The organism is Ekhidna sp., assembly GCF_965221965.1.
Classification (GTDB): domain Bacteria; phylum Bacteroidota; class Bacteroidia; order Cytophagales; family Cyclobacteriaceae; genus Ekhidna.
Window position 1 is genome coordinate 1,879,045 of record NZ_OZ244926.1, and the last position, 22,876, is coordinate 1,901,920.

General features: G+C 40.8%; 26 protein-coding genes. 10 read left to right on the forward strand and 16 right to left on the reverse strand.

Annotated elements, in window-relative coordinates:
* A complete protein-coding gene (locus ACOQON_RS08940) occupies positions 1 to 909 on the forward strand; it encodes a proline iminopeptidase-family hydrolase (RefSeq protein ID WP_420578583.1) in 909 nt (302 codons plus the stop codon).
* A gap of 80 nt (positions 910 to 989) precedes the next feature.
* Positions 990 to 1,481: a peptide-methionine (R)-S-oxide reductase MsrB gene (msrB, locus tag ACOQON_RS08945; protein WP_420578584.1), complete on the forward strand. Its 492-nt coding sequence runs from the start codon at positions 990 to 992 to the stop codon at positions 1,479 to 1,481.
* A gap of 11 nt (positions 1,482 to 1,492) precedes the next feature.
* On the opposite strand, the gene ACOQON_RS08950 is transcribed toward msrB, so the two are convergent.
* Positions 1,493 to 2,113, reverse strand: a complete 621-nt coding sequence (locus tag ACOQON_RS08950; protein ID WP_420578585.1) for a hypothetical protein — start codon at positions 2,111 to 2,113, stop codon at positions 1,493 to 1,495.
* Between the two features lie 47 nt (positions 2,114 to 2,160).
* Positions 2,161 to 3,123: a YheT family hydrolase gene (locus tag ACOQON_RS08955; protein WP_420578586.1), complete on the reverse strand. Its 963-nt coding sequence runs from the start codon at positions 3,121 to 3,123 to the stop codon at positions 2,161 to 2,163.
* 60 nt (positions 3,124 to 3,183) lie between these two features.
* On the opposite strand from ACOQON_RS08955, the gene ACOQON_RS08960 reads away from it, so the two are divergent.
* Positions 3,184 to 5,580, forward strand: a complete 2,397-nt coding sequence (locus tag ACOQON_RS08960; RefSeq protein WP_420578587.1) for a TonB-dependent receptor — start codon at positions 3,184 to 3,186, stop codon at positions 5,578 to 5,580.
* A 9-nt stretch (positions 5,581 to 5,589) separates the two neighbouring features.
* Here ACOQON_RS08960 and ACOQON_RS08965 read toward each other — a convergent pair whose 3' ends face one another.
* From ACOQON_RS08965 to ACOQON_RS08995, 7 genes are all read right to left on the reverse strand, one after another.
* A complete protein-coding gene (locus ACOQON_RS08965) occupies positions 5,590 to 6,450 on the reverse strand; it encodes a hypothetical protein (protein ID WP_420578588.1) in 861 nt (286 codons plus the stop codon).
* A gap of 93 nt (positions 6,451 to 6,543) precedes the next feature.
* Positions 6,544 to 7,395 (reverse strand): DUF5777 family beta-barrel protein, encoded by an 852-nt coding sequence (locus tag ACOQON_RS08970; protein ID WP_420578589.1) that lies wholly within the window; start codon positions 7,393 to 7,395, stop codon positions 6,544 to 6,546.
* Positions 7,382 to 7,924, reverse strand: a complete 543-nt coding sequence (locus tag ACOQON_RS08975) for a YceI family protein (protein WP_420578590.1) — start codon at positions 7,922 to 7,924, stop codon at positions 7,382 to 7,384. The genes ACOQON_RS08970 and ACOQON_RS08975 overlap by 14 nt, the downstream gene beginning before the upstream one ends.
* 5 nt (positions 7,925 to 7,929) lie before the next feature.
* Positions 7,930 to 8,739, reverse strand: a complete 810-nt coding sequence (locus ACOQON_RS08980) for a SprB repeat-containing protein (RefSeq protein WP_420578591.1) — start codon at positions 8,737 to 8,739, stop codon at positions 7,930 to 7,932.
* 65 nt (positions 8,740 to 8,804) lie between these two features.
* Complete coding sequence (locus ACOQON_RS08985; RefSeq protein ID WP_420578592.1) at positions 8,805 to 9,590, reverse strand: hypothetical protein; 786 nt, start codon at positions 9,588 to 9,590, stop codon at positions 8,805 to 8,807.
* 146 nt (positions 9,591 to 9,736) lie between these two features.
* Positions 9,737 to 10,210 (reverse strand): DUF2452 domain-containing protein, encoded by a 474-nt coding sequence (locus tag ACOQON_RS08990; protein WP_420578593.1) that lies wholly within the window; start codon positions 10,208 to 10,210, stop codon positions 9,737 to 9,739.
* A complete protein-coding gene (locus tag ACOQON_RS08995) occupies positions 10,197 to 10,337 on the reverse strand; it encodes a hypothetical protein (RefSeq protein ID WP_420578594.1) in 141 nt (46 codons plus the stop codon). The genes ACOQON_RS08990 and ACOQON_RS08995 overlap by 14 nt, the downstream gene beginning before the upstream one ends.
* Before the next feature lie 47 nt (positions 10,338 to 10,384).
* On the opposite strand from ACOQON_RS08995, the gene ACOQON_RS09000 reads away from it, so the two are divergent.
* Positions 10,385 to 10,747, forward strand: coding sequence for a DUF3127 domain-containing protein (locus tag ACOQON_RS09000; protein ID WP_420578595.1), 363 nt, complete (start codon positions 10,385 to 10,387; stop codon positions 10,745 to 10,747).
* Here the strand turns inward: ACOQON_RS09000 and ACOQON_RS09005 are convergent.
* On the reverse strand, positions 10,744 to 11,001 hold the full coding sequence (locus tag ACOQON_RS09005; protein WP_420578596.1) for a hypothetical protein: 258 nt from the start codon (positions 10,999 to 11,001) through the stop codon (positions 10,744 to 10,746). The two genes, ACOQON_RS09000 and ACOQON_RS09005, sit on opposite strands and share 4 nt — an antisense overlap.
* An 86-nt stretch (positions 11,002 to 11,087) precedes the next feature.
* On the opposite strand from ACOQON_RS09005, the gene ACOQON_RS09010 reads away from it, so the two are divergent.
* Positions 11,088 to 11,651 carry a DUF2911 domain-containing protein gene (locus ACOQON_RS09010; protein WP_420578597.1) on the forward strand — a complete coding sequence of 188 codons (564 nt, stop codon included), beginning with the start codon at positions 11,088 to 11,090 and terminating at the stop codon, positions 11,649 to 11,651.
* Here the strand turns inward: ACOQON_RS09010 and ACOQON_RS09015 are convergent.
* Positions 11,635 to 12,081, reverse strand: coding sequence for a DUF302 domain-containing protein (locus ACOQON_RS09015; RefSeq protein ID WP_420578598.1), 447 nt, complete (start codon positions 12,079 to 12,081; stop codon positions 11,635 to 11,637). The genes ACOQON_RS09010 and ACOQON_RS09015 overlap by 17 nt on opposite strands.
* Before the next feature lie 145 nt (positions 12,082 to 12,226).
* Here ACOQON_RS09015 and ACOQON_RS09020 point away from each other — a divergent pair, with 145 nt between their 5' ends.
* A complete protein-coding gene (locus ACOQON_RS09020) occupies positions 12,227 to 14,161 on the forward strand; it encodes a SpoIIE family protein phosphatase (RefSeq protein ID WP_420578599.1) in 1,935 nt (644 codons plus the stop codon).
* A 16-nt stretch (positions 14,162 to 14,177) separates the two neighbouring features.
* Here ACOQON_RS09020 and ACOQON_RS09025 read toward each other — a convergent pair whose 3' ends face one another.
* Genes ACOQON_RS09025 through ACOQON_RS09035 form a run of 3 tightly spaced genes read right to left on the reverse strand, consistent with a single transcriptional unit; the run spans position 14,178 to position 17,602 of the window.
* Complete coding sequence (locus tag ACOQON_RS09025; RefSeq protein ID WP_420578600.1) at positions 14,178 to 14,414, reverse strand: hypothetical protein; 237 nt, start codon at positions 14,412 to 14,414, stop codon at positions 14,178 to 14,180.
* A 9-nt stretch (positions 14,415 to 14,423) separates the two neighbouring features.
* Positions 14,424 to 15,671: a response regulator gene (locus tag ACOQON_RS09030; RefSeq protein ID WP_420578601.1), complete on the reverse strand. Its 1,248-nt coding sequence runs from the start codon at positions 15,669 to 15,671 to the stop codon at positions 14,424 to 14,426.
* Positions 15,672 to 15,700: 29 nt separating this feature from the next.
* Positions 15,701 to 17,602 (reverse strand): ATP-binding protein, encoded by a 1,902-nt coding sequence (locus tag ACOQON_RS09035; RefSeq protein WP_420578602.1) that lies wholly within the window; start codon positions 17,600 to 17,602, stop codon positions 15,701 to 15,703.
* 412 nt (positions 17,603 to 18,014) lie between these two features.
* Between ACOQON_RS09035 and ACOQON_RS09040 the strand changes: the two genes are divergently transcribed.
* From ACOQON_RS09040 to ACOQON_RS09055, 4 genes are read left to right on the forward strand one after another with little or no spacing between them, the layout of a single operon-like run.
* Positions 18,015 to 18,578 carry a SiaB family protein kinase gene (locus ACOQON_RS09040; protein WP_349562365.1) on the forward strand — a complete coding sequence of 188 codons (564 nt, stop codon included), beginning with the start codon at positions 18,015 to 18,017 and terminating at the stop codon, positions 18,576 to 18,578.
* Between the two features lie 36 nt (positions 18,579 to 18,614).
* On the forward strand, positions 18,615 to 19,004 hold the full coding sequence (locus ACOQON_RS09045; protein ID WP_420578603.1) for a DUF1987 domain-containing protein: 390 nt from the start codon (positions 18,615 to 18,617) through the stop codon (positions 19,002 to 19,004).
* A 14-nt stretch (positions 19,005 to 19,018) separates the two neighbouring features.
* Positions 19,019 to 19,525 (forward strand): hypothetical protein, encoded by a 507-nt coding sequence (locus ACOQON_RS09050; protein WP_420578604.1) that lies wholly within the window; start codon positions 19,019 to 19,021, stop codon positions 19,523 to 19,525.
* Positions 19,526 to 20,020, forward strand: a complete 495-nt coding sequence (locus ACOQON_RS09055; protein ID WP_420578605.1) for a thioesterase — start codon at positions 19,526 to 19,528, stop codon at positions 20,018 to 20,020.
* On the opposite strand, the gene ACOQON_RS09060 is transcribed toward ACOQON_RS09055, so the two are convergent.
* Positions 20,015 to 21,334, reverse strand: a complete 1,320-nt coding sequence (locus ACOQON_RS09060; RefSeq protein WP_420578606.1) for a YihY/virulence factor BrkB family protein — start codon at positions 21,332 to 21,334, stop codon at positions 20,015 to 20,017. The two genes, ACOQON_RS09055 and ACOQON_RS09060, sit on opposite strands and share 6 nt — an antisense overlap.
* Positions 21,335 to 21,618: 284 nt before the next feature.
* Entirely contained in the window at positions 21,619 to 22,851 is a 1,233-nt protein-coding gene (locus ACOQON_RS09065; protein WP_420578607.1) for a metallophosphoesterase, read from the reverse strand.
* Positions 22,852 to 22,876: the final 25 nt, after the last annotated feature.

Sequence of the window (22,876 nt, forward strand, 5' to 3'; positions counted from 1 at the left end):
ATGAAACCAATTATCGCAACCCTTACACTTCTTCTCATCTCATGTGATTTTTCGTCTCCGATTGAAATTGAAACAGGATTTAAAAATGTCAATGGAACCAGCCTCTACTACGAGGTAATTGGGAATGGAGAACCCATCATCATCGTCCATGGTGGTCCGGGTTTAAATCATACCTACTTACAGGAAGGCCTATCTACATTAGCCAATGACTATCAACTCATCTTCTATGATCAGCGAGTTTGCGGACAATCCACTAAGGAGGTAGATACAACGGCTATCACCATGAAAAACTTTGTTGAGGACATAGAAGCTTTGCGCAAGGCTTTTAAAATCGAAAAGATCAATCTTATGGCTCATTCATGGGGTGGTCTATTGGCCATGCACTATGCCATTAGATATCCTGATCATCTGAAATCTTTGATGCTGATCAACTCCGTTGGTGCGAACAATGAGATTGATGCGAAAGCCAATGAAATTCTTTCACAACGATTTACAGGTGAGGATATTGAGAAACAAAATCAGATTTATCAAAGTGAGGCATTCAAAAACCGAGAGATCAAATCCATTGAATCACTAATGAAGATTGGTTTTAAGCACCAATTCTACAACCCCTCCTATGTGGATAGCCTTTCACTGTCCCTCAATGAAGACTACATGCAGACAAGTAAGCTTCTACGCTATTTAGGTAATGACCTTTCAACTTATAACCTGGAAGAAGCATTAAAAGCGGTTAAGGTTCCTACATTGTTGGTTTATGGAACACATGATCCATTAACAGCATTCGCAGGAAAGCAGCTCAATGGACTCATCCCAACCTCTCGCTTTGAAAAACTGGAAAAGTCAGGACACTTTCCTTTTATTGAACAGTCTGATCAATTTAAACGACTGATCATCGAATTCCTTAAATAAGATGGTCGTGTCTCTTGCAAATTGAGGCTTTTATTACCACCTAATGAAACTGATCTTACCATAAAAACCGTTTGTAGGGTATGAAAAATCTAATTGTACTTTTAGCGATTACCTTTTCATTCTTATCCTGTGCACAACAGAAGAAAGAAAAGCCATCGAAAGCTGATCTTCCTTTCAAGAAAATTGAAAAATCTGATTCGGAATGGAAAAGTCAACTGAGCGAACTGGAATACTACGTGCTGCGCGAAAAAGGCACAGAACGTGCTTTTACAAGCGACTTAAATAACGTTAAAGAAGAAGGTACTTTCGTATGTGCCGCCTGTTCCCTTCCACTCTTTGCATCCGAAACCAAATTCAAATCCGGAACCGGTTGGCCTTCATTCTACGAACCGATCAACGAAGTGAATGTCGCAGAAGAAGATGATCGCTCCTATGGCATGGTACGAACAGAAGTGCTATGCGCTCGCTGTGACGGACACTTAGGTCATGTCTTTCCGGATGGTCCCAAACCAACGGGTTTACGATATTGCATCAATGGCGCAGCGTTGAAGTTTGAGAAGGAGGGAAATTGAGAGAAATTCTCTCAATTTCCAGAATTATCCTGATATTGAAATTCACCACTGTATGAACCTACGGCATTGCCTACCGGAGTGCCCGTTTCCCATTCAGTAATGACTAAGTTAAAATCAATCGTATAGTTTGTTTCTGAACCTGTGAGTGTGATAGTTCCACCGGTAATTTCATATTCTGCTCCATCTAAATCTCCATTCGGAGCTAACCCATCATCATCCAACTCAAGTTCGCCTCTGGTGAAAAATGACTCTCCCGATATGTCCACTGCAGATGCCCCGTCCAAATCAATGAAGCTAAACGTACCTTCCTGAAAAGAAGTCACTCCATCAGAATATAGGTTTAGATAAATAACAATGGACACCCCATCATCACCTCCGAAATAAAGATCTCCCTCATCCATATATTCTTTAAAGTCAGCATCTGATATTCCCATTACATAATTAAGGTGGGTGGCTGTTCCGCCTCCTTCGAAAGGATCCACCGCTCCATAGTCTTCAATGAACCCATCTACAGCAGTATAGGTTTGACCGTCGAAAGTGAACGTGCCTCCGGTAGTACTTCCTCCATCATCATCTCCACAAGAAAAAAATAGAAATCCCAAAGCAAGGAGAACAGATTTAAATGCTTTCATAATGTTAGTTAATTGGTGAGAAGTTAAAATTAGATAATGTCGGCTAATTATTCCCTACCAATTACCTCCTCAATAAACCAATCTGCCGCATACTCCATATAGCTCCATTCGCTCTTAGGAATGGTGAAGCCGACATGCCCGCCTTTCTCAGGCATTTCTAAGTAGATATTATCACTGCTTTCTGCTAAGTCGATTGGGTAGCACGGTTCTCCTAACATGGGGTCATTGATCGCATTCACAATCAAAAGTGGGATTTTAATATTTGGTAAAAACTGATCGCTGGTGATCCGTGCATAAAAATCATCCGCACTGTCATATTCCGGGTGCACCTTTAAGGTGAATCTCTCATCCAACTGACGGAAGTTTTTGACATCCCGAATTCCATCCACATCCATTTCAACTACCTCTGCTTTGGCTAGTATTTTCTCCTTGAGCTTAGAGACAAAACGTTTCTCATAGATTCTTCCTGCTCCCTTTCGAAGCATATCCGCACTGTTTTGCACATTACACGGCACAGAAAACGAAATGGCACCTTTGATTCTTGGGTCTGGGTCCCGCTCGCCCAGGTACTTCTGTTGCATGCCTCCCCCCATCGAGTAACCAATCAGCACAACCTCCTCATAGCCTTCTTCAAAACCCCGGTCAATTACCGCTGCAATGTCTTCCGTAGCACCGTGATGGTAAAATCTGGGCAATCGGTTCATCTCGCCACTACAGCTACGATTATTCCACGCTAGTACATCCCACCCTTTTTGCGAAAAATATTGAGCAGGACGCTTGATATAGTGCCTATCGGCGCTCCCCTCCAGACCGTGACTCAACACAATGAGCTTATTGTTTCCGTTTCTCACCCAGTCCACATCTAAAAAGTCACCATCTTCCAATTCAAGTCGTTCACGATCATATGCGATCCCTTCAACCTTATAGAAAAGTGAAGGGATAATGGTCTCGAAGTGACCGTTGAAAAAATACCACGGCCTCTTATGATATTTTGATTTTATAATAGGCATGAACGGCTCAATTTTTGCTTCTAGTTTTGACCTGAATCAAAAACCGAAATTAACAACTGAATGAGACTTAATCTTACGATTACCTTTCTTTTACTTCTCGCCTCCTTTACTATCTACTCACAAAAAGCATTGGTCGTTGACAATGCCAGTGGAAAGCCTATCGTAGATGTATTTATTTATCATGAGAACAAAGAGGATGTTTCTTACACAGATGAAAAAGGCATTGCAGATATCTCATCTTTCCCAAAGGGACTGGTCTTTTTTCAACACCCTTCTTTCCACCAGCAATCAATCGCGTATTTTGGCAATGATCTCAGGGTTTCATTAAAAGAGAAAATCATGTCTTTTAACGAAGTGGTGATCTCTGCTAACAAATGGGAACAGGAGGAAGAAAATGTATCCCAGCAAATCATGACGGTCGGTAAGAAAACCATTCAGTTTGAGAACCCACAAACATCAGCAGATCTCCTGGCAAATTCAGGCCAGGTATTTGTTCAGAAAAGCCAGCTTGGAGGAGGATCACCGAAGATTCGTGGATTTGCGGCCAATTCCGTATTGCTGGTAGTGGATGGTGTGAGAATGAATAATGCAATCTTCAGAAGTGGTAACCTGCAGAATGTGATCAACATTGACCCGAATGCACTCGAAAGTTCAGAAGTGATCTTCGGGCCGGGTTCTGTCATTTACGGAAGTGACGCATTAGGTGGGGTGATGGACTTTCACACCATAAATCCCAAGTGGTCCTCAGATGCAATTGCAGATGTGTCAGCCAATGCGATGGCTCGCTACAGCACTGCTGCAAACGAACGAACAGGACACGTGGATGTATCTGTAGCTAAGCAAAAGTTTACATTCTTTCATTCTTCCTCATTTACCGCATTTGATGACCTGCGAGCCGGAGGAAACCGCTCCGGAGGATATGAAGGAGAATTCGAAAGGGAGTTCTACGTTGAGCGCATCAATGGACAAGATCAGCTTGTTCGTAATGACGATATTAACGTCCAGAAATTTTCGGGATATGACCTGTTTAACACCATCTCAAAAGCCAGGTTTAGAATAAGCCCCAATACGGATATTAGTTACGGTTTTTATTACAGCACTACCACTGACATTCCGAGGTACGATAACCTAACAGAGACACTGGGTCCTGATACGGATTCACTGGCAGCTGCCGAGTGGTATTATGGTCCACAGAAATGGCAGATGCATAATCTGAAAGTCAACTTCTATGAAAGCAATGCTTTATTTGATCAGGCCAAGGTCACGTTAGCCTATCAAAAATTTGAGGAGAGCAGAAATGATCGTGGATTTGGAGATGATCGCCTTCGAACGAGAACAGAGCTGGTGGACATGTATTCTGCTGCTCTAGATTTTGACAAAGAGTTTTCAAGATCAAATCTTTATTACGGTGTTGACTTTTACTACAATAATATCCAGTCCGATGCTTTTAGGAGAAACATTGAAACCGGTGAAATCTCTGAGACTGGCAGTCGATATCCTGACGGAGGAAGTGACTTCACTTCATTCGCCGTGTATGGAAGCTACGTAAATGAACTTACCGAGCAGGTGACCCTCAATAGTGGAATACGGTTCAATACAATCAGCCTGAAAGCAAAGACCACAGATGATCGGGCGTTGGCCAACAATTCTGATGAAATAGACTTGCAAAACTCAGCATTGAACGGCTCACTCGGGTTGGCTATCAATTTAAATGAAGCAAACAAGATTAGTTATAATATCTCCACCGGCTTTCGCTCACCAAACATCGATGATGTAGGAAAAGTATTTGACGTGGGGAATAGCCTCGTGGTACCTAACCCAAACTTAACACCTGAGTATTCTTTGAGCTACGAGCTGGCTTACCAACGAAAAACGGAGCGATCGCTATTTAAAGTAGTTGCTTTCCATAGCCGATTATTTGATGCCATCATTGATGGACCTTTTACATTGGATGGTAGTTCTACCGCCACTATCGATGGGGAAACACTGGACGTGTTTGCCAAAGTGAATACCGGGGATGCGGAGATTTATGGGGGCAGTTTGATTTTCACAGCGGAAGTAGCTGAAAATTGGGCCCTATCAAAAACCATCAGCTACACGGGTGGACGAGACATTACCAATGATGGGCCGCTGAGACACACCACTCCGATTTTTGGCAAAGCTTCAGTGACTTACCAGGAAAATAAACTCAGATCAGAGTTTTACATTGAGTATAATGGCGATCGGGACGCTGATGAAATCCCTATATCAGAGATTGACAGGAAAGCATACCTCTATACTGATTCCGGATCTCCAGGATGGTATACATTAAATCTGAAATCCAGCTACCAAATCAATGAAAATCTAAATGTAAACGCGGGAGTTGAAAACATTCTGGATACACACTATCGTCCGTATTCTTCGGGTATTAGTGCCCCTGGCAGGAACTTTATTGTAGCGGTAAGAGCAAGTATCTAAACTTCTCTTCTATTTATATAGCCGGATACCCAAGGTTAAATCTACCCTTGTAAGGGAAAAGTCGACAAGTGCTGGTCCTCTGCTGGTATTAATCTCGGTTAGTTTAGCAACGTTAACTTCTACTCCAGCACCCATTCCGAAGTTCTCCGTAAAAAGGAAATCATAAGTAACTCCTATGGCAAGTCCGAATGTGTCTCCTTCCTCATAAAACTTACTACCATCGACCAGTCCATCTGTTTTATAATTAACAATCCCGCCAGCTATAAAGTACTGGATAACCTGATCATCATACAGGAAGTTTCTATACATCAACGAAATGGCGGCATAGGAAAATCGAATGCGCTCATCGCGGATCGTCGAAATGGGATAAATAGTAGGATCAAAATCTTCCTCTGCATTCGTAAAAATGTAATTGTATTTCAAACCTACGCCAAGGTTATCCGATAAGAAATAATGAAAATCAGCTCCTAAATTCCATAAGGATTTTAATTGCTGTTGATAGGAGTCCGGCCATCCTTCATATCCTCCGAACTGATACGTATAACCAGTGTTTACTGCTAATCTAAAAGATGCAGGATTGAACTCAGTGATAACGAATCTATCTTCTTCTTTTATCTCCGGTGATGAAGATACTACATCCATAGTACCCTGCTCTTCTCCCTGGTGGTAATGCTGAATTTGAGTTTTCGGTAATCTGGATCGGATTAAAAGAAAGCCACTTTCATCAAAAACGGAAAAGTGGATAAACTCATTGGTGATCCTGGTAATCTTACAATCGATCGTATCTCCCTCATTCGTGACGATCACATCTTGTGACTGAGCTAAATGACATACGAGCAGGAGAATTAATGAATAAAAGAATTGTTTCATATTCAAACCACACCTAAAACAATTGTCAGACCAAATAAACCTATTTTAGATCAAATTAATCTGGTTTCAGGAATATGATCGATATGAAAAACTTTACTTATTGGGTCTTAGATCAAACACACGGGTGATGTTGAACCCATAATGAATATCTCCATCCCAGAAGCTCTCTGTTGTTTCCCCAATAAAACCACGCTCATTCATTTGAGTAGCATTCGTAAAATGCAACTGGAAAACATGTCCTCCGGTTTCTATATCCACTCCTACAGCAAATGCATTTTGGAATTGAGAAGATTTATCGGTAATCTGAGGGTAGTATTCGGTTACAATAGCAATTCGGTTCGAAACCTTGTATCTCGCTCCCAGCCCAATTGCGATTAGTAAGTTAGCATCCTCTGTGGTAGCCACGAGATTACGCTGAATCACAGTGGGGGCCACCTGAAAACTGAAGTTGGAATTAAACTTCCTTGCAATGAGAATTTGACCGGTATATGCATTTCTATCCGTGCCCTCCGGTCCATCTGCAGTTTCCCTGGCAAAACTGGTAAATGCTGTCGCAGTAAAAGGAAAGTTATCAGACTGGCGAATAAGCCTATATTTCAAAAAGGCATCAACTACTTTTTCAAACGAGGACCGGCCAATACCTATATTCAGATTATCAGTCAATCCATACTCCAGCCCCAATCGAATAGTTGAAAAGTCAAGTCCGAAAAACTCATCATACCCTGAATTTAGTGTTCCGAATCGGTGGCTGATAATAAACTCCAAAACACCATTGGATCGGGTTTCGATCGAGTGTCCATTAATCACTCTTGTGCTTTTGAAGGTAGCAGACACGTATCCTTCCGATTCTGCCTGCTCAGATTCAAGTAGCTCCATGAGCTCATTCTCCTGGGTAAAAGCGACAAATGAAAGTGTCATCAAGAATAAATAACTAATTCTTCTCATAAGGTTTGTATTGAAATTTAGCGGTGACTTCTACTTCTTCAGCGATCTTGTAAAAAACTGCTTTTGGAATCTTAATATCATAATCAGCCAATTTTATAGGAAATACTGCTTCCACACTAAGCTCTTCATCTGAATAATTAAGAGTACCTTTTATTGTGATTTCCTGTTCTACCCCATGAATCTCCATGGTCCCCATTGCTCTGGCATCCGCCTCTCCTGTACTTCCATCCCAATCAAGCAGCTTACCTTTAAAAGTGGCATTAGGGTATTGATCCGACTCCAGGTAATTTTCATTGAAGTGTTCCTGCATTAGTTTCTTCTGAAAAGAAAAAGACTTGATCGGAACCACAATCACAATGGCCATTTTCTCCACATCTATGATGCTGGAAGCAGACTCATTGATAGCCTCTATGTCTTCCATAGGCGCATCGGAAAAGAAGCGAATGTGCGTATTATCGGATTTATATCGTTGAGTATACCCTGAGAGACATCCCAACATTAGCATTAAAAGAAGCAATTTCTGTATCATAAAAATTAATTGTCGAGGGCACCATCATCAACCCAACAGGCTATCATATCTATTTCAGCTTGTGTAAGACTCTGACCTGACCCGGCAGGAGGCATAACCCCACTACCCGTACGTGACTTAATTTCAGAAGCTTTTTCCAACACATTTGTCTTAACACTCCAATTGCATGAAGAACCACAGGAATTATCTCCATTGTGACACCCGCTCACCACACAGTTTGCTTGCAAAAGGGGCATGATATCTCCTTCCAAACTGATAGTTGTGAGAATTTTGACAGATGTAGTGGCCGAACAGCCAGTGCCATCTGTCACTGTGACTTCATAATCACCTGCTCCAATGTTTTCAAATGAATTTTCAACTTGGTCAGTCCCACCATCAAGTGAATAAGTAAATGATCCGTCTCCACCGGAAGCGTTCACCGTGATTGTTCCTGTATTACTGGTGCAGGAAGAATTAGTTTTATCTATCGACAAGCTGATTCCATTTGGTCCTGCTTCTAAAGCAAAAGTGCCTTGAAACGTACAACCATCGGCATCTGTAACCGCCACAGTATAAGTTTTGGCAACCAAATTCGAAAACTCACCGGAAGACTGGAAATCACCATCATCAAGACTGTAAGAATAAGGAGAAGTACCACCTGTGGCCTCAAGGGTAAATGATCCCTCCGTATCACAATCAGGATTGACAATATTAGTAGCCTGTAGCTCCAAATCTGATGACTCACAATCAATCTCTGTATCTTCTTCACTATTGTTAGAACACCCCATATAGATCAGAAAGGACAATAAAAGAGGAAATAGGACAAGATTTTTCATAGTGCTTGAGTGTTAGTGTGATATTAAAGATACTAATTAATGTAACAACATTAAAAGTATATACCTTAATTATTCAGAGCTCCATCATCTACCCAGCAGGCGATAAGTGCAATTTCCTGATCTGACAGGGTGCGATTTCTAGGCATACTTCCAGCTTGTGTTTCGGACTTAATCCGTGCAGCATTTTCAATGACCTCCTGATTGGTTGTGAGCCGAGGAGACTGTGAACCGTTATGACACCCGGAAATGGCACAGTCCTTTTGGATGATAGGCATAATATCTGCCGCAAGACTTGTATTGGTCAGAACCTGAATGGTCTTTGTTACCTCACAGCTTTCCTCATCTTTTACAGTCACCTGGTACTCACCTTGACTAAGACCAGAAAAAATGTTTATTTCAGAAAATTGACCACCACCAAGCGCAAATAACAAAACTCCTGTTCCGCCATTGGCTTCTGCTTCAATACTACCTTCTGAAGATCCACATGGTGTATTTGTGCTGGTAAGATCTAAAGTTATTCCCGTAGGTTCAGATTCCAGCGTGAATTTAACTTCAGCCGTACAGCCAAGATTGTCCTTGACGGTTATGTTAAAATTACCAGCAAAAAGGTTATCAAACGATTCAGATCCTTGAAAATCAAGTTCATTGAGGCTGAACGAATATGGCTCTTCTCCTCCATCCGCTTTTACCACAATCGATCCCGGAACATCACAATCAGATTTTGTTGATGACACCACCGAGATACTCAAGTCAGATGCTGTACAATCTATTCCCGTATCTTCGGAATTATTGTTGCATCCCAATACAAGGAAAAAGCTGAGCACCCAGAGAACCGACTTTACTAACTTCATCAATTTATAAACTCTCACTTTTACTTAACTAAACAACGCACAAAACGAGTGAATTGGTTTTGCAAAGAACAAGCGTAAAACGAAATTGTTGGTTGTTTTGTGGTTAACATTCGGTCACTTAAGGTAGACACCAGGTAACCAAGCTATTAATATTGGTACTCCTGATTATTGGTTTTCACAATTTCCCATGTATGATCTGAAAGGAGCCGAACTTCTGCCTCAAACGCTTCATAAGGAAAGCTTTTTCCCCATTCATCCGGACTGACCATCGAAAGAAGATCGGTCCCATCCCCTTTCTTATATAAGAAATAAACTTTACCCATAACAGGTTGAAACGGTACAGTCGCTTGATAAATACGCTCAGAAACTTCTACTCTACCCTTAAGGTATTTAGCCTGTTCAATTAGTGTTTGCATCTGCTCGTAAAGTTGTCGGAATTGTCGATCTGTCTGGTCATGCATGGCTGCAACAGCATTTCCTTTTATCCTGCCTTTATCTTCAGGTTTGATAATCGCACTCCCGGCATGGTGGGCATATTCTATCAAGCCAGGCAGGTCTGTAATCTTATCCTTTTCCTTCTTCAGGTCGATTTGAGAAATATCTACTTTATTCTTTCCCATTACTTATCTCAGTTTTGTCTTTTTCCCAAGGGGCCACCGTGCGGTTACTGAAGTCAATAGCGATAATTATCAGAATGATTACAAAAATGATGGCTCCAACCAGAAAATATTTCTTAGACTTTGTCATACTTGCATGTTGAACCATCAAAATTGAACAATAGTTATAAAAAAAACATGATTGTAGAAGGCAAGATCGTAGAGAAGTACGATACACAAAACATTAAAGAGACATTTAAAAAGAGGGAGTTCGTGCTGGAATATGCTGAAAACCCCCAATATCCCGAGTTTGTCAAATTTGAACTCATCCAAAGCAACTGTGAACAACTGGATAGTATCAATATAGGTGATGAGGTCACCGTAAATTTTAATCTTAAAGGAAGGAAGTGGACAGACCCACAAGGTGAGGTAAAATATTTTAACAGCCTACAAGCCTGGCGGATAGATAAAAAATCCGGAGGAACACAGGAAACGCCACCTCCACCTACTCAAGAATGGGCAAAGGAGGACTTTTCACAAGATGATGACTTACCCTTCTAGCGTTTCTTTTTGAAGGTTATCGGAATGTATTCGTCCGTTGGCAACCCAATATGTGCCAGATTCCAGTTCTGATCATATCCATTAACTAACTGACGAATGCATTCAACACGATCTTCTGTAGGGTATGGACAGTCATCCCATCTAAAAATTTCAACCCGATACTGATATTGTTTTTTAATTCCATTTACGCGAACTTCAACTTCAATATCTTGCTCCTCGTTGAGCTGGGGTATTTCAATGCCTATTATTCCCATATCATGAATAGTTTTTATCTTCAACTGGCAAATAATATACCCAATTTTGTAACATACTATTATTCAGTACGTTATCGACTATCCTCATGAGATCAGTATTTCATTTTCGGACATTTTTCCGTTCAAATTCAGTACTATTATTTTCAGCAACATGTTTGATCCTTGCTCAAAGTGGTTGTACTTCTGACCCTCAGAAGCGACCATCACCGCTACGATCAGATAGTGCAAAGGTTCATGGTATTGATGTGTATATCGAATTTAGCAGTCCTGGCGTGAAGGAGCGGAAAATATTCGGCCAAGGTTCCGATTATTTGGTTCCATTTGGAGAAATGTGGAGAACAGGGGCAAATGATGCTACTTATGTATCATTTGCCGGAGAAATAATGGTTGATACTTTTAAGCTCGATAGTGGCAGTTATTCCATTTTCACAGTTCCCGATACTCCTCAATGGACTGTGATTTTTAATAAAGAATGGGATCAGTGGGGTTCTTACAATTATAAGGATTCACTTGATGCTTTTCGATTGAAAGTAACACCCCGATATGTTGATCAATCGCAAGAGCGAATGCTGTTTTACTTTGCAGAAGATTCACTGAAATTCAGGTGGGATAAAGTCAGGTGGGCTATCCCTCTTAATCCCCTTCCCTAAGTGCCTCGTTAACAACACGAACTTTCAAGCGGGACATGCTGGTAATGATATCATCACATTCATGTAGCATGAATCTTTTTTTCATCACCTTAGGATCAAAAAACCCTACATAAACATCACCGTGCTCTTCCCACACCAAAATTCTCATCGGTAAGTCCAGGGCAGTAGTTTGCCTGCAGGAGATCAGCTCAATCATCAAGTTAGGATCTTCAAAGAGGATCATTCGTGTGGGGGGAATGTCTACGCCGTACTCCTTTGCTACCTCGTCGTGTTTGACCGTTTCGAAGTAAGCCAGTTTCTTTTGCTTGATGATCTCCACAATTCGATCAACTGTTTCGTCTACGGACCTGGAGCTACGATAAGTAGTCAAGTTCTGAGCTTGTGTTAAAAAGGATAATAGCGTTATTGAGGCGGTTATTAGAAACTTCATTGGCGGATTTAGTTTTAATAGTGGCGAAGATAATACGCTTGGGGATAAGAAGGTATGAAATCGTTTATTGACTTATCACCCATATCTCATAGATTAGCAAAGCGAAAAGATTTATTTTTACTGATCAAACAGAGAAACTCATTCTATGAATATATACGCCAAACTTACCATACTCTGTCTTTTCTTGGTATTATTTACAGCAGGCGTCCTTTCATTTTTTGCCGATCAAAAAGTAGAACAAACGTTCAAAGAAGAGATCGTTTCAAGCATGACTCAGCAGTCACGGGGCATCAGTGCGGATATCGGACGATTCATGTTTTCCAGGTTAAATGATATTCGATTAGCTGCAAAAAGTCCATACTTTAGAAATAATAATCCAAACCCTGAGCAATTAACACAGCGTCTACAAGAACTTGAAAACCTGAATGACCTCTACTATTCATTTTCTTACTTTGATCTGAATAGGGTCAGAATTGCTGATAGTAAGCGACTATCTATTGGAAAGCAACACCCTGAAACACCTTACTGGACAAGGTTGATGAATGGACAAGAAGCAACAGTAGATGTATCTACATCTGAATCTGTTGGTCGTGTAGTCATACATCTGGCAACTAAGGTTACCAGCCTAATAGACAATACAGAGATAGGTGTATTAGTTGGTCGTATTTTAGTAGATGAGCTTTTCAAAATTGTAGGCGAGTACTCTTTAAGTTCAGACACCTCCAGAAATCTGGATATTCACCTTTTGGACACAGAGGGTACGATTTTATATTCCAATCTAGATCCATCAAGTATTCTTACCTCTACTTACGAAGAATATGATCTCATTTCCTCTCTGAACGAGCCAGGCGTTAATTTCCTTGAAACACAGGAAAAGCTCTATTTTGTAACAAGAGATACTAATTACCTGTCTTTTCAAGGGAATAACTGGACACTCATCTTGAGTATTCCTAAAGACCGAGCATATGCCCCTCTGACTCAGATTAGAAATCAAATTTTGTGGGCAGTATTACCCGTATTGGCATTAACAATCGTTTTGGCGCTGGTAGCAGCGAATTTATTTGTGAAACCAATCGTAAAACTTAGCAACGCAGCAGAGGAACTAGGCAAAGGTAATCTAGACGTAGAGCTTCCAATGGGATCCAAGGATGAAATTGGAAAGCTGGCTAAGCAGATGGCGCTCATGTCACAAAACCTAATAGGTCAGATAGATGAGCAGCGTCAAACCAATAAACAGCTAATCGATCAGAAGACGCAGATTGAAATGCAGAAGAATCAGCTCGTTTCAGTTTCTTCTCAGATTCGCGATAGTATTAGCTATGCAGAACGTATCCAGCGCTCCACACTCCCACCATTAAATACCTTGCAAAGTGTATTTCCAGAATCCTTTGTCATGTATAGGCCAAAAGATATCATCGGAGGAGACTTCTATTGGTTTGAGCGGGTAAGAAGAGGCAACAATGAATTCATGATCATTGCCTGTGGTGACTGCACGGGTCACGGAGTTCCCGGAGCTATTATGTCCATCATGGGTAGCAATCAGTTGACTAATATCGTCTATTATCAAAACTATCTGGATCCTAAGAAGATCATTTCCAGATTAGACAAAGTAATCAAGTTTGAGCTTCAGAGGGAGACAGAAGAGGTCAATAGAGACGGTATGGAAATAGGTATCTGCGTGATTGATCTGGATACTTTGAAGATGGAGTTTGCCGGTGCTGGCATTCCACTCCGACTGGTGAAACATAATAGCAATGAACTGACTATATATAAGACTCCTAGACAAATGGTTGGTGGTATTGAAGGTGACGAGCAAGAGGTACATGCTCAGCTTACCAAAGAGGTTATTCAACTGGAGGTAAAAGACAGAATTTTCCTTTCATCAGATGGATTTCAGGATCAATTTGGAGGAGAGCATGATAAGAAGTTTATGTCTAAAAACTTCAATAAGCTGATAGAAAAATCATCCAGTAAACCCATACTGGAGCAGCAAAAAATCATTGAAAGGACCTTTGCGGAATGGTCTAAAAACACCAGTCAGACGGATGATGTCTGTGTACTTGGGTTCGAAATAAAATAATTGACAACCTAGCCCACTAATGGGTAGCGAGCAGCTCCTCATTTACTGTCATCTCATAGAGTTCTGAGAGAGCAGCATTTAATGCATCCAGTAGTTCATCATCAATCTCAACATCTGGATTAAGGTCTTCCATTTCCTTTAGCGTATGACCCTTACTTCTGATTTCATCCACACATTTAAGGCAGATTCTGGTCCATGATTGCGGACTTATATTCTCGGTGCACCAATTTTTAAAACTGCTCGCCTTTGCCATCCCAAAAAATTAGAGTTTAAAGCCAATGATAGAAATGTCATCATTGAGGCTTGATCCTGCTTTCCATGTTTGCAAATTACTCATCAAGAACTCTCGCTGCTCACTCATAGGCTTGTCCTGAATGGATTTAAGCATCTCTTCAAACTTTGCATATGTGAATTTCACCCCATCTTCGTTTACCTGATTGTAATATCCATTGGAATACATGTAATAGGAAGCGTCCGGCTCAATTGGTATTTTGTCAGCGATCGCATCTTCAAAGTGATCCCCTTCATCTCCCTTTAGTAGGGTAGACTTCTGACCATTGAAAACGATCATGTCTTGATTGATACCGCTAAATTGTAATGTATTTGCGTTATGATCAAATACTGCAACAGAAACTTTTATATCGCACTGTAGTTCATCAGACCCGGCAGCATCTAATTCATATTTCAGTTCATTAATGATTTCGCCCGAATGAAAAATCTTTCGGTCATGCGTCAGGTAATTCAAAACAGAATCAGCAATTAAGGTCTTTAGAGAGCCCACAATTCCTTTTCCGTCAAATTCAATTAGTGAGACCACTGTGTAATCCTCGGATCGGAAATTAAGACGTGTTGTCCAAACGAATTCCTCACTGAAAAGATACTTCGTTTCGAATATGACAAAATGATCTTTAAACTGGCGACTCAGATAGCGATCATTTGGAAGCATTGATTGCTGTAGTAAGCCTGCATACCTAATACTGTCAATTAGTCGCTTGTTGATTTTATTCAACTCCTGAGTTCTTTCCTCTACTCTATTTTCAAGTTCCACATTGCTATCCTCAAGCTCCTTCATATGCTCCTCACTCTCAGCAGCCTGCTGATAGGTATCCACAGCTCTTTCAAGGACACCCTTCATCTCATCAAAATTCCATGGCTTGGTGATATACTTAAAAATACCACATCGGTTAATACCATCCTTAATGGCTTCAATATCCGTAAATCCAGTCAGGATTATCTTGATAACATCCGGATGGTCTGGAAGTATCTTTTCCAGGAACTGAGTCCCAGTCATTTCAGGCATCCGCTGGTCAGTAACGATCACCTGAATATCTTCCTGATTCAGAATGTCAATTGCTTCTATTGGATTAGTAGAAGTATGAACATTGAAAAACTTTCTGAAGTTGGCTTTGAAAACACGAAGGTTTGTAGCCTCATCATCTACATATAGAAGTGAAAACTTCTTTTTTTCTTTTGATCGGTCAATCTGTTGCTGGTCTTGAATCTCTTCCATCCTGCCCTTGGTCTAAATGTTGTTAATGATTAATTGCTCTCTGCTACCTCTTTGTCTGCCTTCTTTTTGATTGGAGTGATTTTCTTAGGCAAAGTAATTACAAACTCGGTACCCTTGCCAACTTCACTCGTCAGGTCAATCTTACCTCCGTGCTTCTCAACAATACCATATGTAATGGACATTCCCAAACCTGTACCTACTCCCACCTCTTTCGTAGTAAAGAATGGTTCCCAAATTCGATCCTTGATTTCATCAGGAATACCTACCCCATTATCCTTGATCCTTACATAAACTTCGTTATCAGCTTCTTCAGTATAAATCGTAATCTCGGCATCCTTTCTATCCTCCGGCATTGCTTGTACTGCATTGTTAAGAATGTTCATGAATACCTGATTAAGCTGACCAGGGAAACACTCAATCTCATGCATGCTTTCATCGTAGTGTTTCGTGATTTCGATCTTACCTTTTGTTTTGTTTCTAAGGAGGGTTAAAGTTGCATCGATGTTCTCGTTGACATTCGCATTCTTCGCTTCCTCCTCATCGAGTCTGGAGAATACCCTAAGACCTTTTACGATTTCAATGGTACGCTGCACACCATAGTTGATGTCGTTGATTAGGTCATCAAGCTCATCCACTATCTCTTCATACTCATGTTCTTCTTTCAGCTCCTTCACTGACTCCAGCACATCCTTCGGATCATCACCATCGTCCAGTCGGGTGTATTCTTCGGCAATATCCCGCATCGCTTCTATGGACATCTTCAATGATACCATACCACTCGATATGAAGTTAATCGGGTTGTTAATCTCATGCGCAATACCTGCTGTAAGCTGACCAAGAGAGGCCATCTTTTCTGAGTGTACCAACTGTGACTGTGCACCCTTCAATGAATCAAGGGCCTTCGCCAGTTCTTCTTTCGATTTCTGCTCCTTCTCAAGCGTAGATTGTAGTTTCTTCTCTGCAAGGAATAATTTCTCATTATCCTGCAATTGTTTATCTGCCAATTCCCGAATCTCCACTTCAGAGTCCTGAAGCTTCTTATATGCAAGGTTCAATTCATCCTGTGCTGCAATCAAACGCTCATTGATTTTAATTTGCTCTTCAGATGACCTAAGCAACTTAGCCTCGGATTCCTCAAGTTTCGTATTTTTCTCTTCGAGCTCTTTTCGTGAGAGATATAGTTTCTTGTTAATGAGTTTTTGTTTCTGGAAGTTGATCTTAAGCTGCTGCTCTGATTTCTTCACTTTCACAAAAGCCTTGTTTGCAGATAGATAGTTCTCACTTGCCAGTTTCACAAGCGGTCTAAAGATAAAGAAACCCTGTACCAGGAAGATGCCTATAAAGATTGAGAAGCCAACGTATTCGGCAAGGCCAATACTTGCTCCCCTATTTTGGGCATTGTTCACAAAATAGCTTGTAATGCTGTCCACCCCGTCCTCATATTTACGAACAGCATTTACCAATCCTTCTATTGATTGTCTTAAAGACCTTCTATTAATATTTGCATCATCTAAAGAAAAAGATACATCCAAAACATTAGAGGCATTGCTATTCATGTCAAAGAATAGAAACTTCAACTCATCCTGCATAGCAAGGTATTCATCTGTCTGGGAGGGCTGAGATATTCCCAGTTCTTCATCCCCATTTATCAGGGCCTGATGACCTTTGACCCACTCGGGATATACCCTTTGTAACTCTGCTTTGAAATAATCAAACTGGCCTTCATTTCGCGCGTACCCCATTCCTACTGCAGCCTTCACGATTTGTTGGCCTTTTGCAGCCTGTTCCGCGGATATTTGAACTATCTGTGGATCTTGATTGAAAGAGTTTTTAATCTCTTTCTGGAGGACAAAGACGTAATATGCTACCGCCCCTATCAAAACCAATGCCGTCAGAATATAGACATTGGCATATAAATCCTTCTTTAACATACCTTAAACGTAGTTGGTTAAACTCTTAACTAGTTAATCTCTATTAGCCGAAAGAATTAAAAAAATCCTATTAGCAAGTCCCTCAAATCTATACTAAAAATAGTATTATTGGAAATATCACATTTTTATACCGATTTCCCTCTAGGAACGGCTAACAAAAATACCTACACTCTTTTCGGCATCCGTCACCTATACTAATGTAATAAAGAAAAGCATAATTTGCCTTTTCATTGAGTTTTAATCTGCTAAGTCTAACAAAGAACATAATTTTGCTCGCAAGAAGAATTTAGGGTTGGAATGCTGGCGACCTTAATCGATTGATAATCACTGCAAAGTTTTAGGTGATTAAACATTTGGTTTAATTAGTCATAAGTTCTTACTTTTCCAGCCCAAAGAAAATTGACCCCTATTTATGGATTATCTGAGGAGCTACAAAAATATTTATGATCAAAACATTATCCTGATGTTCAAGGGTGAACTAACCTTTGACCTGGTGACTGCCATGATAGGGACACTGGAAGAAAGACTTGAGGAGCTGGAGGAAAACAGAAAGGTCAAAAAGAAGTTTTACAATGTAGCCACAGAATGTATACAAAATCTGTACTATCATCTGGACGAAGTGAACGCCGATGATATGAAAGTGAGTAGTTATGATTCTAACTCCGCACTTATTATGATCGCCGCACGAAAGAGATTTTACAGTTTGCAAACAGGTAATTACATTCCGGCAGAAAAAACGAAAGAAATTCAAAAGCGACTAGATGATATCAATGCGGTAGATGCTGATGAGTTAAGAGCCCTTTATAAAAGAGTACTTGCAGAGCAGGAATTTTCAGACAAGGGAACTGGTGGCCTTGGGTTTATAGATATCGCCCGAAAAACGGGGGGTCAGAAACTCAGATATAAGTTTCAACCAGTGACTGACAAGGTGAGCTATTTTACTTTTCAAATTAGGTTACCAAGAATAGAAGGATAGTACGAAAAGATTAACTTACAAACCGTAGAGGAATTTATGGAAAAAGTATTCATCGAACCAACAAGAACAACTCCCCTGATCAACTTTGATCCAGATGAAGGTTTGTTAGAAATGAAAGGGAGATCCAGTCCGGAGAATTCCATACAGTTCTATCAGAAGATTCTGGACAACCTTGATGAATACGCAATCTCAGGAGGTCCTGAATTCACAACAAACATTGCTTTCGAGTATTTTAATACAAGCTCTTCAAAATGTCTCTTTGATGTTTTCAAGCGATTGAGTAAAATTGAAGATAGTGGAAAAAAGATCACGATCAACTGGTACTTTGAAGAAGGTGATGATGATATGATGGAGGCTGGAGAAGACTACAGTGATTTGCTGGACTTAAATTTCAACTTCTTTGAAATAGAAGAAGACGACTTATGATTCGCCGAGTATAGATGGACAAAAACCAGGAGCTTTATTATGATGAGATAGATAGTCTCAGGAGATTCAGAGCGAAAATTGAAACGCATGCGATCTATAAAGAAGACCTGGATGCCTTCTCAGATGAATACGAGGAGTTGGTGGCTCAAGCTAAAGTAATCACCCGAGTTTCAGACCGACTGCAGAAAAAGCTGGATAATGCCAATATGCAGATTCGTGAGCAGAACGAAGAAATCAAAGACAAGAATGTTCAGCTGGCCGACACAGTTACGCAACTGGCAAAAGCTAAAGTAGGACGTAAAGCCTCGACGATATTGCTCACCGTAGCTGTCATATTATTCATTCTGGAGCAGCTTCTTCTTGAACCTATTATTGACACGTATTTTGATACCCAGTTTGTCAGCTTAGGAATCCTGGGTGTGTTGTTCTTGATTATCAAGTTTTCCGAAGGAGCCCTGGAAAGTTACTTCATGAACCAGGAAAAAAAGAAAATTCTGGCCAAGGAACAAAACAACCAATAGATGGCCCTTAACCCCAAACAACAGCACCTGGCAAATCAGGTTACCAACGGATTTAAGTTTCCTCTTTACATGTTAAAAAGCCTTCCAATGGGTTGGATAGCTGGCCTGCGGGTTCGGGAGTTGAATGAAAATAAATGCACAACCTCTGTCCCATTTAAATACCTCACCAAAAACCCTTTCAAGTCTACATACTTTGCTGTTCAAAGTATGGCTGCAGAATTATCCACCGCTACTCCATGTCTTCTTGCCATCACAGGAAAGAAGCCATCAGTAGCATTCATCATTGTCGACCTTAAAGCAACCTTCACAAAAAAAGCCACCGGAAGAGTTTACTTTACTTGTGAAGATGGTGCAAAAGCATTTGCTGCTGTAGAAAAATGCATTGAAACCGGTGAATCGGCAGAAGCCACATTTAAAACAATCGGGAAAATGAAGGACGGAACAGTGGTCTCCGAATTTGAATTCACCTGGTCGTTCAAACAACGCAAATCATAGGTCTTTCAACAAGACATTAACATCACTTTTCTTCCATTTACCTTCAATTTGCTTCAATGCCCCTTCAATCGCCGTAAAAGCTTTTGATTTTCTAGGGTCAAAATCACCCATCCCTTCCTTTTCATACTTACTGAGTATAGTGTGTAAATCCATCTTATGAATGTCAAAGCTGGGCTGATACGCAACATCATCAGCCTCTATTCGCGTTATAAGTCCTGACCGCTCTAACTCATAGCAGATATCCACTACATATTTCCGTGGAATATTCACTTGTCCCGCCAGATCATTCAGCAACATTGCACCTTCTCCTTTTTCAAATTTCTTCACCACCCGATAAAGCAAAAGGAGCACAAGTTTCTTTCGGTGGTTTAAGCTGATTTTCAGTTTCTCAGTATTCATCTCCCACTGGTCGATATACTGAGCACCGTAACAAATCTCAGCGCCGAATAACACAATAAGCCAGCTAATCTGAAGCCAGATCAAAAACAAAGGAAGGAAAGCAATACTACCATAAATGGCATTGTATCGAGCGAATGCAAACTGTAAGGAAATAAATGCCTGCTGGTTTAGCTGATACAACGTTCCAGCCACAATACCTGCAAAAAGTGCGGGCCAGAATTTGACCCTCGTATTCGGAAAGATCAGGTAAAGTCCAAAGAGCAAAAACCAAAGAATGGTATACGGTAAAAGTTTCAGCAGGAATACAATACCGGACTTCAGCTGACCCAAGAATTCCAAATTTGTAATAAAGTCTTGAATGGTGTCTTTTACAAAGATGGTAGCACTGCTTGCCACAATGAGTAGAACAGGCCCAAGCAAAATTACCGCCACATAATCTGATATCTTACGCTCCCATCTCCTGCTTTTCTTGATATCCCACATGTCGTTAAAGGCTGCCTCAATATTCATGAGCAAGCGGATAACTGTATAGATCAGAAAGACAGCAGACACCCCGGCTACAATCCCACCACTCTGTGTATCCAGCATTTTGTCCACAAATGGCTGAACTTGATTGAGAATTTCTGTTTGTCCGGAGAAGTAACGCTCCAGTTCCTGCTCCATCAATGACCGAATGCCAAACACTTTTGCAATCCCGAAGATCATGGCCAATACCGGAACCAATGAAAGCATGGATAAGTAGGTCAACGCAGACGCTTTTTCCGCACACTTATCATTCACAAACTCTTTGATAGCAATTACCCAAATACGGATAAACCCAAACAAAAACCTCTTTCGTTTCGGTAGTGATTTAAGTCTGAGACGCCACAGGTCCACCTCAATGAATTTTTGGATTTGGTTCAGCTTTTCTTTCATGTGTTTGCGGTTGATTTTCAATCGTGCACATCGGTCCGTCGAAGCAGGAATTCACATTAGACAACTTTCATCCTTGGTAGGTATGCTTGCGGTCAATGCTCATCTCATGCAATGCGAATTTCAGCGAAAAGATAAAAAGAAAACCTGCACTTACACTTGTTTAGGCTTTCAAAGAAAAAGGGGCTGAGAGCCCCTTTTTCACCTAATCACCTGTAAAAATCACCTATCATCCTATGACATGAAGATATATACGATATAACAATCATCACTTCATGTCCCCTACTTCAACTTCGTTTAAGTTCCAGAATTGTAATTTCAGGGAGTATGCCAATCCGCCCGGGATAGCCAATAAAACCATATCCCCTGTTCACATAGAGCGATTGATTCTCCTCTTGATATAGGTCTGCCCATTGCTTGTATCTGTATTGTGCCGGACTCCACCTAAAATCTCCTATCTCAACACCGAACTGCATTCCATGTGTATGTCCTGCCAGCATCAGGTCAATATCCTTATAATTAGGTCTAATCTGCGCATCCCAATGGCTCGGATCGTGTGACAGTAAAAGTTTATATGGTTTTTCCTCAGTTCCTATGACTGTCTTTGACATATCACCATATTTAGAGAATCTTCCGGCTCCCCAGTTTTCACATCCTAAAATGGCGATTTCCTCACCATCTACTTTTATCGTTCTATTTTCATTCAGTAGCAAATCATATCCCATGTAGGCATGCATATCATGTAGCTTCTGAATATCGTTTTGTTTTGCTTCTTCGGAAGGCCAGCTGGTGTAATCACCATAATCGTGATTACCCATTACAGAATAAACACCTAAAGGCGCACTCACACGCTTGAAAATGTCGAGGTAATCTATAGCTTCTTCACTTCGGTTATTTACCAGATCACCTGTAAAAAAGGCGACATCCGGTTTCTGAGCATTGAGCAAGTCTACACCTCCTTCCACTGCAGTCTTATTAAAAAAACTACCTGTATGAATGTCAGAGATTTGAGCTATACGAATACCGTCAAATGCTTTCGGAAGGTTGGGCGAATACACCACTTTCTTCCTAACCCGATAATCATGTGCCCCTGATATTACTCCAAAGGTCATGGTAGCAATGGGAAGAGCTCCGGCTATCAGAGCGGACTTTTGCATAAAGTCAGAACGTGAGGTGGAATGATCCTCCTCAGTGAAAGGAAAGATATTTACTAACCAGGTGATCCCTCTACGTATATCTTCCAGCAGCAAAAAAACTGCGCTGAAAAGTTTTCCAATAAAAAGGACAAAAAAGAAGGTGGTGATATAGAGTCTTAAATCCTGAAACTGTTTTGGGTCAATCTGTCTATAAAGCATCACTCCCACGAGTGAACCGATACTCAGTACCCAGTAACCGATCCAAATCGTCCTTTTCCATGTAGGTGCAAGGTTCTCAGTCAATGATCTCACAGCCATGAAAACATAGATATCCAGCACCAGATAAACTGATACTAAGAAAACGATGAAATAGACTCTACTCATATCATAAAAAATCCCCCAGGAAGAC